Origin of the sequence: Streptomyces sp. NPDC014891 (assembly GCF_043081085.1) — a bacterium.
Taxonomy (GTDB): Bacteria; Actinomycetota; Actinomycetes; order Streptomycetales; family Streptomycetaceae; genus Streptomyces.
The window spans coordinates 795,054-808,590 of sequence record NZ_JBIBWF010000001.1; the positions used below are offsets into that span (position 1 = coordinate 795,054).

General features: G+C 75.5%; 10 protein-coding genes. 6 read left to right on the plus strand and 4 right to left on the minus strand.

Features of this window, described 5'->3' with window-relative positions; all coding sequences use genetic code 11:
- Positions 1-8: 8 nt before the first annotated feature.
- The 3 genes from lnt to ACF09E_RS03245 all read right to left on the minus strand — a co-directional run bounded on the left by lnt (position 9) and on the right by ACF09E_RS03245 (position 3,605).
- On the minus strand, positions 9-1,703 hold the full coding sequence (gene lnt / locus ACF09E_RS03235; RefSeq protein WP_392203593.1) for an apolipoprotein N-acyltransferase: 1,695 nt from the start codon (positions 1,701-1,703) through the stop codon (positions 9-11).
- A 185-nt stretch (positions 1,704-1,888) separates the two neighbouring features.
- Entirely contained in the window at positions 1,889-2,461 is a 573-nt protein-coding gene (locus ACF09E_RS03240) for a hypothetical protein (protein WP_392203594.1), read from the minus strand.
- Positions 2,462-2,810: 349 nt separating this feature from the next.
- On the minus strand, positions 2,811-3,605 hold the full coding sequence (locus ACF09E_RS03245; RefSeq protein WP_388796558.1) for a glutamate racemase: 795 nt from the start codon (positions 3,603-3,605) through the stop codon (positions 2,811-2,813).
- A gap of 58 nt (positions 3,606-3,663) precedes the next feature.
- Here ACF09E_RS03245 and ACF09E_RS03250 point away from each other — a divergent pair, with 58 nt between their 5' ends.
- From ACF09E_RS03250 to ACF09E_RS03265, 4 genes are all read left to right on the plus strand, one after another.
- Positions 3,664-4,911: a glycosyltransferase gene (locus ACF09E_RS03250; RefSeq protein ID WP_392203595.1), complete on the plus strand. Its 1,248-nt coding sequence runs from the start codon at positions 3,664-3,666 to the stop codon at positions 4,909-4,911.
- Positions 4,912-5,320: 409 nt separating this feature from the next.
- Positions 5,321-5,824, plus strand: a complete 504-nt coding sequence (locus ACF09E_RS03255) for a DUF6643 family protein (RefSeq protein WP_388796552.1) — start codon at positions 5,321-5,323, stop codon at positions 5,822-5,824.
- A 55-nt stretch (positions 5,825-5,879) separates the two neighbouring features.
- The gene (locus ACF09E_RS03260) at positions 5,880-6,704 is read left to right on the plus strand and encodes an MOSC domain-containing protein (protein ID WP_392203596.1); all 825 of its coding nucleotides are present in this window, start codon (positions 5,880-5,882) and stop codon (positions 6,702-6,704) included.
- Positions 6,705-7,310: 606 nt separating this feature from the next.
- Positions 7,311-9,716 (plus strand): right-handed parallel beta-helix repeat-containing protein, encoded by a 2,406-nt coding sequence (locus ACF09E_RS03265; protein ID WP_361856329.1) that lies wholly within the window; start codon positions 7,311-7,313, stop codon positions 9,714-9,716.
- Here ACF09E_RS03265 and ACF09E_RS03270 read toward each other — a convergent pair.
- Positions 9,686-12,100: a hypothetical protein gene (locus ACF09E_RS03270; RefSeq protein WP_392203597.1), complete on the minus strand. Its 2,415-nt coding sequence runs from the start codon at positions 12,098-12,100 to the stop codon at positions 9,686-9,688. The two genes, ACF09E_RS03265 and ACF09E_RS03270, sit on opposite strands and share 31 nt — an antisense overlap.
- Before the next feature lie 134 nt (positions 12,101-12,234).
- On the opposite strand from ACF09E_RS03270, the gene ACF09E_RS03275 reads away from it, so the two are divergent.
- Together ACF09E_RS03275 and ACF09E_RS03280 are read left to right on the plus strand one after the other, a co-directional pair.
- On the plus strand, positions 12,235-13,062 hold the full coding sequence (locus ACF09E_RS03275) for a DeoR/GlpR family DNA-binding transcription regulator (protein WP_392203598.1): 828 nt from the start codon (positions 12,235-12,237) through the stop codon (positions 13,060-13,062).
- Positions 13,059-13,499, plus strand: coding sequence for an SRPBCC family protein (locus tag ACF09E_RS03280; RefSeq protein WP_392203599.1), 441 nt, complete (start codon positions 13,059-13,061; stop codon positions 13,497-13,499). Before ACF09E_RS03275 ends, ACF09E_RS03280 begins: the two co-directional genes overlap by 4 nt.
- Positions 13,500-13,537: the final 38 nt, after the last annotated feature.

Genomic DNA, 13,537 nt, shown 5'->3' on the forward strand with positions numbered 1-13,537 from the left:
ACCGCGTTCTACTGCGCGGGGGTGCGCCGGGCCCGTACCGCGCGGAGGGCCGACCAGCCGAGGCCGGCGGCGGCGAGGGCCGCGAGGAGGGCCTCGGGCAGGGTGCCCATCCGGGTCGCCGGGGTCAGGGAGGAGCGCAGCGGCACCTTCTCGACCAGGACGTCCGGGGTGAACATCTTCGTCTCCGCGACGATCTCGCCGTCGGGGCGGATGACCGCGCTGACCCCGCTGGTCACGGGGACGACCACCGAGCGGCTGTGTTCGACGGCCCGCACCCGCGACATGGCGAGCTGCTGGTAGGTCATCTCGCTGCGGCCGAAGGTGGCGTTGTTGCTGGGGACGCTGATCAGCTGGGCGCCGTGGGTGACGGTGTCGCGTACGGCCCAGTCGAAGGCGGCCTCGTAGCAGGTGGCGAGGCCGACCCGGGTGCCCGCCAGATCGAAGACCCCGATCTTCGTGCCGGCCCCGAAGTCGCGGCTCACCCGGTCGACGTTGCTGTTGAAGAGGCGGACGAGGGGGCGCATCGGGATGTACTCGCCGAAGGGCTGCACGTGCCGCTTGTCGTAGGTGGCGACGGGACCGCGGTCCGGCTCCCACTCGATGAGGGTGTTCCGGAGCTTGCCGGTCTCGGGGGCGACGACCGCGCCGATCACGGTCGGTACGCCGATCGCGCGGACGGCGCCGTCGATGACCTCGGCCGCGTCGGCGTTCGCGTACGGGTCGATGTCCGAGGAGTTCTCCGGCCACAGGACGAAGTCGGGCTGCGGGGCGCGGCCGGCCTTGACGTCCGCGGCGAGCTCGCGGGTCCGGGCGACGTGGTTGTCGAGGACCGCCCGGCGCTGGGCGTTGAAGTCGAGGCCGAGGCGGGGGACGTTGCCCTGGACGGCGGCGACGGTGGCGGTGCCGTCCTCGGCGGAGTCGTCGACGAGCGGCAGTGCGGCGAGGGCGCCGGTGACGGGGACGAGGACGGCGAGCGCCGCGGCCACGAGCGGTCCGCGCGGGAGCCGGCCGGGCCCGGATCCGGCCGCCGGCTCGACGCCGCTGTCGGGCGCGCCGTCCCGGCGGGCCGGGGCGGCGGTCTCGTCAGGGGTTCCGGTGTGCGCGCCCGCGGCCCGGCGGGTGCGGATCTGCCGGCAGGCCTCGTACAGGCCGAAGCCGCAGAGGGCGACGGCGAAGCCGAGCACCGGAGTGCCGCCGACGGCGGCCAGCGGGAGGAAGACCCCGTCCGCCTGACCGAAGGCGATCTTGCCCCAGGGGAAGCCGCCGAAGGGCACGCGGGCGCGTGCCGCCTCCGCGAGGATCCACACGCCGGCGGCGAAGAACGGCCACCACGGGAGCCGGGAGACCGCGGCGATGCCGAGACCGGCGAGGGCGATGAACAGCGCCTCCACCGCGGCCAGCGCGATCCAGGGTCCGGGGCCGACCTCCTCGCCGGTCCAGACGAGGAGCGGCAGCAGGAAGCCGAGCCCGGCGAGGTAGCCGAGGCCGAATCCGGCACGGAGCCGGCGGCCCCGCAGGCTCCAGCCGAGCAGGGCGAAGGCGGGCAGCGCGAGCCACCAGAGGGGACGCGGCGGGAAGCTCAGGTAGAGCAGGAGTCCGGACAGCAGAGCCGCCCCGGGCCGTGCGTACCGCCGCAGCCGGGAGGACGGTGCGGGTGCGGTGTCGGCTGCGGACGCGTCGACGGGGGTGATGGTGGCGCTCACCTTGCGGAGTCTACGGGTCGTTCCTGTCGGCACCGGCGGGCGGGAGTCCCGGGCGTGTGGCCCGGTGAACGGGCTCGGACGGACGCGAACGGACTCGGACGGCCCGCGGGATTCCCGCCCTGTCGGGCCGGGTCCCGGAAGCCGGCTCGGCGGGGGCCGAGGCCCGTGGCGGCGCCGTCGGCGGGTCAGACGGGGCGGCCGGTCGGGGTGGGCGGCGCGGGCGGGGCCATGCCGCGGAGGCGGTCGCGGATGACGCGTACCGCGGACTCGGCGTCGTCGACGGTGACGGTGAACGTCCGTCCGTCACCGAGGCGCAGGCTCAGGCCCTCGCCCCGCCGGACGACCACGGCCGTGCCCTGCTCGGGGCGCCAGCGGTAGCCCCAGCCGCCCCAGTGGCGGGGGGTGACGCTCGGCTCGAAGTCTGCGCCGACGACATGGGAGAGGAGGATGCGGCGGCGCGGCACGCCGATGTGACCGCAGCGGACCTCCATGGCGCTGTCGTCCACCTTCACGGCCACGTGGACGAAGGCGAGGGTGCCGAAGAGGACCAGCAGTCCGGCGGCGACGCAGCCGATCACGGCCATGAGGAGGGGCGCGATGCCCGAGGTCCAGGCCGACTCGACGGCGATGGCGACGCCGAGGCCCATGCAGGCGGCGCCGGCGACCGCCGCGACCCATTGGAAGCGGTTCGTGGCGCGTCCGGTCCAGACGGCGGGCGACCGCTCATCGGTGTACTGATTCCGGGCAAGGTCCCTCATATCGGGAAAGAGTACCCAGGATCGGCCGGAACAGCGCGACGGAGCGAGGCCGTCCGGGCACGCGGGGTGAGCGGACCTCGACGGGGGGCGGGCGGCTCCGTCCGAGGCGTGACCGTTGTCTCGTCCGCGGCCGGGTGGCGTCGCCTCGTCCGCGGCCGGGTGAGGGGGCGTCGGGGTCGGCGCTCAGCCGATGTCGGAGCCCGGCCGTCCGCGGAGGTCCGCGCCCCGCGCTCGCTGAGCGTCGGGGCCCGCGCTCGCCGGGCCCGCGGCCCGGCGGTCGATGGACGTCGGAGCCCGCCGATCCGCGGGCGCCGGGCCCCCCGCTCAGCAGGCGTCGCCGCCCGGCGGCTCAGTGGGCGGCGGCCGCCGCCGCGAGGAGGCGGCCCTCGGCGTACCCGAGGGCGGTGGCGGGGAGCCGGCCCGGGCGTCCGCTGAGGAGCACCGAGAGGCCGCCGGTGGGGTCGGCGTCGGGAGCGGGCTGGGCGCCGGCCCGGCGCAGCGCCTGCGCCGCGACGGCCTCGGCGGAGCCGTGGAAGACGAGCGGGGGCAGTCCGGCGCGGCCCCGGGCCTGGAGGGCGGCGAGGATCCGCTCCTCCACCAGCTCGTAGTGGGTGCAGCCGAGGACGACGGTGCGGACGTCCCGGGGGGTGAGCGCGGCGGCGGCGACGACCGCCCGGTCCACGGCGTCGGGGTCGGCGTGTTCCACGGCGTCGGCGAGTCCGGGGCACGGGACCTCGGTGACGTCCGCGCCGTCGGCGAAGTCGCGGATGAGACCCCGCTGGTAGGCGCTGCCGGTGGTGGCCGGGGTGGCCCAGATGGCGACCTTGCCGCCGCCGGCGGCCGCGGGCTTGATCGCCGGGACGGTTCCGATGACGGGGATGTCCGGTTCGAGGGCCGCGCGGATGGCGGGGAGGGCGTGCACGGTGGCGGTGTTGCAGGCCACGATCAGGGCCTGCGGACGGTGCTCGGCCGCGGCGAGGGCGACGGCGAGGGCGCGCTCCGTGAGGTCCTCGGGGGTACGCGGTCCCCAGGGCATTCCGTCGGGGTCGTTCGAGAGGAGGAGGTCGGCGTCCGGCCGGAGCCGCCGCACCGCGGCCGCTGCCGCGAGGAGGCCGATCCCGGAGTCCATGAGCGCGATCTTCACCCGGTCACCCTAGCCGATGAGCGTTCCGGGGCCCGCGATCTGGGGCAGACTGCCGCGAATGAGCACCCTCGCCTGGTTCGCGCTCGCCTCCCTGGCCGTCTGGGTCTGGCTGCTGTTCGGCCAGGGCTTCTTCTGGCGCACGGACCAGCGGCTCCCGCCCGCGCCCCGGGACGGGGGCCGGCGGGCCTCCGGCGACGGGGCGGGGCGGGGCCCCGGGGAGCCGGACGGGTGGCCCCGGGTGGCCGTCGTGGTGCCGGCCCGCGACGAGGCCGAGGTGCTGCCGCTGAGCCTGCCGTCGCTGCTGGCCCAGGACTATCCGGGCGTCGCCGAGGTGATCCTCGTGGACGACGGGAGCACGGACGGCACGGGGCGCCTCGCCGGGGAGCTCGCGGTGCGGTGCGGCGGGCTGCCGCTGACCGTGGTGTCGCCGGGCGAGCCGGAGCCGGGCTGGACGGGGAAGCTGTGGGCGCTGCGGAGCGGGATGGCGCTGGCGCGCACACGTGAGCCGGGGTTCCTCCTCCTGACGGACGCGGACATCGCCCACGAGCCGGACAGCCTGCGCCTGCTGGTGTCGGCGGCGGAGGCGAACGGACTCGACCTGGTGTCGCAGATGGCGCGGCTGCGGGTGGCGAGCCTCTGGGAGCGGCTGGTGGTGCCGGCCTTCGTCTACTTCTTCGCCCAGCTCTATCCGTTCCGCTGGATCAACCGGCCGCGCCCGCTGGCGACGGCGGCCGCGGGCGGGTGCGTGCTGCTGCGGACGGAGACGGCGGTGGCGGCGGACGTACCGGAGGCGATCCGGCAGGCAGTGATCGACGACGTGTCGCTGGCGCGTGCCGTGCGGCGGACCGGCGGCCGGATCTGGCTGGGGCTCGCGGACCGGGTGGACAGCGTGCGCCCCTATCCCGGGCTGGGCGACCTGTGGCGGATGGTGGCCCGCAGCGCGTACGCGCAGCTGCGGCACAACCCTCTGCTGCTCCTGGGGACGGTGGCCGGACTCGTGCTGGTCTATCTGGTGCCGCCGGCGGCCCTGTGCGCGGGGGCCGTGCGGGGGGACGGAACGGCGGCGTGGGCGGGGGGCGCGGCCTGGGCGGTGATGGCGGGGACGTACCTGCCGATGCTCCGCTACTACCGTCAGCCGTCCTGGCTCGCTCCGCTGCTCCCCTTCACCGCGTTCCTGTACCTCCTGATGACGGTGGACTCGGCGGTCCGGCACTGCCGGGGGGTCGGCGCGGCGTGGAAGGGCCGGACGTACGCGCGGCCCGGGGCCGTTCCCGATGCGTGCCGGGACGCCGCTCCGGGCGAATGACCGTCACTTCCGCGGCGGGGCCCGAGGGTGACACCGCTTCGGGCGGGCGGGCCGCTCCTTAACGGAAATAGTTTTCCCGACACGGGGAGTAGCGCCGTCAATTCGGCGTGTACACATCGCCCCGGAGATCCGCGGATTGACGGTTAAGCATGCCCATGATCACTCCGCGCACCCCTTCCGGGCACCCTTTCTTTATCTGTTCTTCATGCCCGGGCGCGGCCGGGCGCTCCGGGGCTCCGGACCCGCCGGTAACCCCCTCCGAACTCGGCTTTTACATGATCTTGAGACGTTCCGCCGCCCGTTTTTGGCATGTTCGCTCGGATTGGGGATCCAGTTCTTCCGCAAGCCCGTCAAACAACCCTCTAATCAGGCTCCCCAACCAGCACATCGTGGGCTTAACTTATGTGCCATGACCTCCCCCCGCTCCACCTATGGAGGCGGTTACCACACCGCGCCGTCCTTCCCGGACACCCCGATCTACGACTCCCTGGTCGCGGAGCGGGGCACGCCTCAGATCGCCCCGATCCGAGTGCCCGCCGCCTACGACACCGGCAGCGGCTTCCCGGCCACCGGGAGCAGCTTCCCCTCCAGCGGCTCCTACCTGCCGGCGCTCCCCGCGGCCCTGCCCGCCCTCCCGGCGGCACCCGGCCCGCAGCCCTCCTACGGCAACGGCTACGGATACCCGCAGCCGGCGCAGCAGATGGCCCCCGTGCCCCTGCAGCACGCCCCCACCCCGTACATCCCGCAGCAGCAGGCGGCCCCGCGCGGCTTCCAGGCGGGGCAGTACGCGCAGCCGCCGCGCCCCGCCCCCGCGGGGTACGAGGCGATGCGACCGGCCGCACCCCGGCCGGCGCCCGCGCCGATGCAGTACGAGGACCCGTACAACCGCCCCTACCAGGGCGGGGGCTACTGACCGGCCTTCACCTTCCGCCGGACGTCGGATCCGGAGCGGCTGGCAGGATGACGGCATGCCGACTCCTGTGCTCCGCTCCGTCCACGTCCATCCGGTGAAGGGCATGCGCGCGCTGGCCGCCACCGAGGCCGGGGTCCAGCCCTGGGGCCTGGCCGGCGACCGCCGCTGGGCCGTCGTCGACGCGGCGGACAAGGTCGTGACCCAACGCCGTCACCCCCGGATGGCGTTGGCCGCGGCGGAGCCGCTGCCCGGCGGAGCGATCATCCTCTCCGCGCCGGGTCACCCGCCGCTGACCGTCGAGGTACCGCACCCCTCGTCCACGGTCACGGTCGAGATCTTCGACAAGCCGGTGGAAGCCGTGCCGGCCGGCCCCGAGGCGGCCGGCTGGCTCTCGGCCTTCCTTGAGGGCGAGTTCCGGCTCGTGCACATGGACGCGCCCGAGCACCGGCGCCCGGTCGACCCCGACTACGCGCTGCCCGGCGAGACCGTGAGCTTCGCGGACGGCTATCCGCTGCTCGTCACCACCACGGCATCCCTGGACGCCCTCAACTCCCTCGTCGCGCAGGGGGACCACGCCCACGAGGGCCCTCTCCCGATGAACCGCTTCCGGCCGAACCTGGTCGTCGAGGGCACCGCGCCCTGGGCCGAGGACGGCTGGACGCGCCTCGCCGTCGGTGAGGTCTCCTTCCGCGTCGCCCGGCCGTGCGGGCGCTGCGTCGTCACCACCACCGACCAGCTCACCGCCGCGCGCGGCAAGGAACCGCTGCGCACCCTCGCCCGGCACCGCAGGAGCGACGGCCGGGTCGTCTTCGGCCAGAACCTCGTCCCCGAGCACACCGGCACCGTCCGGGTCGGCGACGAGGTGAAGATCCTGGACTGAGCCCGGTCGGCCGTGCCCGGCCACCGCTCCCCCACCCCGACGCCCTTCCGCCGCGCCCGGCCGCCCCGCCTCCGGCCGCGGGACCCCCGTCGCACTTCCCCGGCCCGACGGGCGGGCAGCCCGCCCCCGGCGCCGCGTTCCCCCTCTGGACCGACCGGGACGGCCGTCCCGTCGCCGCGCCGATCGGCGCGGTCACCGCCCGCGCCCACGCGATCGTGGCCGGTCTCACCGCCGCCCTGTCGGCCGGCCTCCTGGTGGAGGTCGTCCGGCGGCTCGCCGTGCGCCGGCTGGTCCTGACCCGGTAAGCCCGCCTCGACCGCGCCTGGGCGGCGGCCGGACCCGACTGGGGCCGCGCCGGGACCGGCGGCTGACGGCGACGGTCCGCGGGCACGGAGCGGGACCCGGCGCCCGGCGGCCGCGGACCGATCGAGCCCGACCGACCTCGACCATCGGCGACCGTCCCCTGACCGGGCGTGACATGAGCCCGGTGCCCATCCCGTACGGGTGCCCGCCCGCGTCCACGACCCGTCAACCCGGTGCCCCCGCGCGCGCTACGGTGGGGCATCGGATCAGCGGCAAGGCATGAGGCGGGGGCAGGACACACCCATGGCACAGGGCACGGTCCAGGTGACGCACACCGGCACATCGCGGTGGCGGCGCCGCACGGGTGAGTACCCCTCGCTCGCCGCCGCACTCGAGGCGGCCGGGGACGGCGACGTGCTCACGATCGCCCCCGGGACCTACCGGGAGAACCTCGTGGTGCGACAGGCGGTCACCCTGCGCGGCCCCGAGGGCGCGATCGGCTCGGTGCGGATCGCCCCGCCGGACGGGGTGCCGCTGACGCTGCGCGCCTCCGTCACCGTCCAGGACCTCCACATCGAGGGCCAGGACGTCGCCGCCCCGGCCCTCCTCGTCGAGGACGGCACCCCCGAGCTCCTCGACCTGCGCATCATGACCCGCTCGGCGGCCGGGATCGAGGTGCGGGGCACGGCCCGGCCGACGGTCCGCCGCTGCACCGTCGACAATCCCGCCGGGGTCGGCATCGCCGTGGTCGACGGGGCGGGCGGGGTGTTCGAGGAGTGCGAGGTGGTCTCCGCCGGGCAGGCGGGCGTCTCCGTACGGGGCGGCGCGCACCCCCGGTTCGAACGCTGCCGGGTCCACCACGCCTCCGGCGCCGGGATCGCCGTCACCGGCGAGGGCAGCGGGCTGGAGGGCGTCGGCTGCGAGGTGTACGAGATCAAGGGCGCCGGACTCCAGATCGCGGCCCGCGCCACCGCGCACCTCTCCGACTCCTCGGTGCACCGCACCTCCGGGGACGGCATCACGCTCGACACCGACGCGGTGCTGACCCTCTCCGACTGCGACATCCACGACGTCCCGGAGAACGCCGTCGACCTGCGTTCCCGCTCCGTCCTCACGCTCACCCGGTCCACCGTGCGCCGCTTCGGCCGCAACGGCCTCTCGGTCTGGGACCCGGGGACGCGGGTGGACGCCAACCAGTGCGAGATCCACGACAGCACGGGCGACTACCCGGCGGTGTGGGTGAGCGACGGGGCGACCGCCGTCCTCGACGCCTGCCGGGTGCACGACGTGCCCGACGCGCTGTTCGTCCTCGACCGCGGGTCGCGCGTGGACGTCGTCGACAGCGATCTGTCGCAGGTGCGGAACACCGCGGTGTCGGTGAGCGACGGGGCCACCGCACAGCTCGACGACTGCCGGATCAGGGAGGCGTCGACGGGGGCCTGGTTCCGGGACCACGGCAGCGGCGGCACGCTCGGCGGCTGCACCATCGACTCCGTGCAGACCGGGGTCATCGTCACCAAGGGCGCCGACCCCACGATCGACCGGTGCACGGTCACCTCGCCCGCCGAGGCCGGCTTCTACGTGTCGGCGGAGGGCCGCGGCTCCTTCACCGGCTGCCGGGTCACGGGCAGCGGCGGATACGGGTTCCACGTCACCGACGGCTGCCGGACCACCCTGCGCAAGTGCCGCACGGAGCGCTGCGCCCGCGGCGGGTACGAGTTCCCCGAGGAGGGCGCGAGCGCCGAGGACTGCACCAGCGACGAGAGCGCGGTCCGCTCCTCCGTGCCCGAGGGCGGCACGGTCCTGACGGCCACCCAGACGGGCGGACTGCTCGGCACGGTCCCCGCCCCGCGCGTCGTGGCGGCCCCGCCGGTCCCGGACGCTCCGGTCGTCGACGCCCGGTCCTCGCAGGACGTCCTCGGCGAACTGGACGGGCTGGTGGGCCTGGACAGCGTCAAGCTGGAGGTGCGCACCCTCACCAACATGATCGAGGTGGGGCGCAGGCGCCAGGAGGCGGGGCTCAAGGCGGCCTCGGTCCGCCGGCACCTCGTCTTCACCGGCAACCCCGGCACGGGAAAGACCACGGTGGCCCGGCTGTACGGCGAGATCCTGGCCTCGCTCGGCGTCCTGGAGCGCGGGCACCTGGTGGAGGTCTCCCGGGTCGACCTGGTGGGCGAGCACATCGGCTCGACCGCGATCCGCACCCAGGAGGCCTTCGACCGGGCGCGCGGCGGAGTGCTGTTCGTCGACGAGGCGTACGCGCTGTCCCCGGAGGACTCGGGCCGGGACTTCGGCCGTGAGGCGATCGACACGCTCGTGAAGCTGATGGAGGACCACCGGGACGCGGTGGTGGTCATCGTCGCCGGCTACACGGCGGAGATGGAGCGCTTCCTCACCGTCAACCCCGGCGTGGCGTCCCGCTTCTCACGGACCATCACCTTCGGCGACTACGAACCGGACGAGCTGCTCCGGATCGTGGGCCAGCAGGCGGACGAGCACGAGTACCGGCTCGCCCCGGGCACCGACGAGGCGCTGCTCGCGTACTTCACGAAGCTGCCCAAGGGCCCGGCCTTCGGCAACGGGCGCACGGCGCGGCAGACCTTCGAGTCGATGGTGGAGCGGCACGCCGGGCGGGTCGCCGAGCTCGCCGAGGCGAGCACGGACGACCTCACCCTGCTCTATCCGGAGGACCTGCCCGAACTCCCCTGATCGGCAGCCGGGTTCGGCTCCCGCTGGTGGGGCACGGCCGGCGGCAGCCGGTCGAGCAGGGCACCCCTGCGGCGGGCGAACGCCGGGTCGGCCTGGTAGTCGGAGTGTCCGAGGATGGGCTCCGGGAGCGGGTGCGCGCGGGTGCGGCCGTAGGCGACCGGGTCGAGCAGGACCGCCGCGTCGACGGCCGGGCGGCCGTCCTCGGCCGGGACCCGCACGGGTCCGCCGATGGGATCGGTGGCGCGGTAGAGGTTGGTCCAGCAGTGCACCGTCCGGTTGAGCCCGCGCAGCGCCTCGGGGCCGAAATAGGCCGGGAACCAGCGGCCGTAGAGCCGCTCCAGCGGTGAGCCGTAGGTGAGCAGCGCGACCCGGCCGCGGGTCGCGGGCGGCAGCTGCCAGACCGCGGCGGCGGCGAGCACGCTGCCCTGCGAGTGCCCCGAGATGACGAGCCGGCCGCCGGTGCTCCTGGTCCAGGAGCTCATCCGCCAGGTCAGGTCGGGCACCGCCCGTTCCGCGTAGCAGGGCGGGGCGAACGGGTGGGCGGCGCGCGGCCAGAAGGTGCCGACGTCCCAGAGGATGCCGATCGTGCGGCGCGCGGAGGCGTCGCGGTAGGCGCGGCGCCCCCAGGTGACGAAGAGCAGGAAGCCGAAGCCGATCATCCAGGAGCCGATGGCCTGGGTGGCGGTGGCCAGCGAGGCGATCGCCGGGTGGGCCCCGTCGAAGGCCCGGCCGGGGACGTTCCCGCTGGCCCAGGCGCCGGCGACGGACCCCGCTCCGAGGAGGAGGGTGGCTCCGGAGACGACGCCGACGAGGACGGGCGCGGAGTCGGTGAGCGAGGCCCGGGCCCGGCCCGCGGCGATCTGGCCGGTGCGGACGGGGTCGCGCTCGTCGGCCGCCGCGTAGTCGGCCTCGACCCGGGCGCGCAGCCGGCGTCCGGCCAGCACGGTCCGCACGGCGAGGAGGACGGCGGGGACGAGGAGCAGCAGGATCAGGACGGGGATGACCGAGGCCTGCCAGCTGAGCAGGACGGGCGGGCCGATCCTGGGGCCCCGGTCGCCCATGCCGGGAGTGGCGGGCCCGTCGAGCCAGTCGGCGACGCGCTGCGCGACGCCGCCCGACATCACCCCGGCGAGGGCGCAGGCGAGCATGGCGACGGCGGGGCCGCCGAGTCCGCGGAGCGCGGTCCGGCTGCTGTCCCCCCGGGGCCGCTGGAGGAGCACGGCGACGACGCCGAGGGCCACGACGAGGGCGCCCTGGGCGAGGGTGAGGCCGCCGAAGGCGACGTTGTTTCCGGGGAGCGCCCCCGCGGAGGACCAGCCGGGCCGCGCCCAGCCCGCGTACAGGACGGCGAGCGCCAGCACGGCGAGCGAGGCGCCGGGCAGCCAGGACACGAGGGCGCGTTCGACGCGGAAGTCGAGGCGGCGCTCGCTGCGGCCGCGGTGGCAGACGACCCAGAGGACGAGCAGCGCGAGGGCGGCCACGGCGGCCAGGAGGGCCCGGCCGAGGACGGCCCCGACGCCTGCGGCGGTGGCGTCGTGCCGGGCGGCGGCCGTGGCGAGGGCGGCGGCGACGGTGAGGAACCCGGCGGCGGTGTGGGCGGCCCGGAGGCGCGCCACGAGCCGGCGTCCGTACCAGAACCCGGGGCGCCCGAGGGCCGGCCGCGGTCCGACCGGGCCGGGGCCCTCGTCGCCGCGGTCCGCGCTCTCGGTGTCGGCCGACCCGGCCGGTGACGGCGCGCCGGGTTCGTCGTAGCCGGTGGGCGGGCGCTGGGCCTCGTAGGCGCTCCACGTCCGGTTCGACAGGTACCAGAGGAGGCCGACCAGCAGGGTCGGCACCAGGGCGGCGAGGGCGAGGCGGCGGCCGGGCGCCGACCACCAGCCGCCCCGGGCCTCGGAGAGGAAGCCGAGCCAGGAGTACGCGTCGGTGCAGGCGGCGCTCGCGGCGCACTGCCAGGCCGTCAGGTCGAGCGCGACCTCGCAGGCCGCGGCGGTGAGCAGCACCGTGAGGGTGAGGGCGACGAGCCGGACGAGGACCCCGTAGAGCCGGACGAGGGCCGGGCGGCCCCGGGACGGCGGGCGCATCCAGTGCGCGAGGTTGGCGACCATGAAGGGCAGGAGGAGCAGCCACAGGGCGCGGGCGCCGTCGCCCGAGGTCAGGTTGGACCAGACGTACGCCTCCGGGACCGGGCCGGCGGCGTACCGCTCCGGGTGGTCCTCGGCGTCCAGGTCCTCGGCACGCCGGTGCATCGCGGCGGTCCGGTCGCCGGTGATGCGTACGGTCCTCGGGTCGTCGAGCATGTCCTGGGGGGTGGCTCCGCCGACTCCGTGGACGAGGAGTTCGAGCGCCGCGCCGCCGCTCTCCGGAGCGGGTGTGGCAGGGGACACTGAGGGGACTTCCTCTCAGAGTGGGAAGATGCGACGTCGGCACCAGGATCGCGGACGAAGGTGCGCCCGCGCACCGTTCCTCACCGAATCCGACACTCATCCCCTTGTCCCCTGCGGAAGGACCGGCCCCGGCGGTGACTGACAACCAGAACCTCCTCGCGGAGCAGCGGCGCGCCCTGATCCTCGACGAGGTACGGCGGCGTGGCGGTGTACGGGTCAACGAGCTGACCCGGCGCCTCAGCGTCTCGGACATGACGATCCGTCGCGACCTGGACGCGCTGGCCCGGCAGGGCATGCTGGCGAAGGTGCACGGCGGGGCCGTTCCGGTGGTCGAGGCGAGTACCCACGAGCCGGGTTTCGAGGCCAAGTCGGTGCTCGAACCGAGCGCCAAGGACGAGATCGCCCGGGCGGCGGCGGGGATGGTCGCCCCGGGCAGCGCGATCGCCCTGTCCGGCGGCACCACGACGTACGCCCTGGCGCGGCATCTGCTGGAGGTGCCGGACCTGACGGTGGTGACGAACTCGGTCCGGGTCGCGGACGTCTTCCACGAGGCCCAACTGACCAGTGGTGGCGGGGAGTCGCGGCGCGGGGCGGCCACCGTCGTGCTCACCGGCGGGGTGCGCACGCCGTCCGACGCCCTGGTGGGGCCGGTGGCGGACCGGGCGGTCCGCTCGCTCCACTTCGACCTGCTGTTCCTCGGGGTGCACGGCATCTCGGTGGAGGCGGGGCTCTCGACGCCGAACCTGGCGGAGGCCGAGACGAACGGCTGCCTGATGCGGTCGGCGCGCCGGGTCGTGGTGGTGGCCGACCACACCAAGTGGGGCACGGTGGGCCTGAGTTCGTTCGCCGGTCTGGACGAGGTCGACACCTGGGTGACGGACCGGGGGCTGCCCGGGGAGGTGCGGACCGAGGTCGCGGAGCACCTGCCGGGGCTCGCGGTGGCGGGCGAGGAGCAGGCATGAGCCTCTTCCGGGTCGAGCGGACCGTGTCACCGGCTCCGGAGGAGGTGTGGCGCAGGCTGACGGACTGGCCGGCGCACGGGCGGCAGGTGCCGCTGACCCGGACGAGGGTCCTGACCCCGGGCCCGAACCGGACGGGGACCCGCTTCACGGCCCGTACCGGCATCGGCCGGCTGTCCTTCGACGACCCGATGGAGGTCGTGCGCTGGGAGCCGCCCGCGGCCGGCCGGCCGGGGGTGTGCCGCCTGGAGAAGTCCGGTCGGGTGGTGCGGGGCTGGGCACTCGTGGAGGTGTACGGGGCGCCGCACGGCGGGAGCCGGGTGGTGTGGACGGAGGAGCTGACGGTGCGGGGCGTGCCGCGGGTCCTCGACCCGGTGCTCGGCCTGGCGGGGCGGACCCTGTTCGGCCGGGCGGTGGACGGGCTGCTGCGGAACGGGTGAGGCGGGCCACCCTCCGCACCCCCTGTGCTGTTGACAAC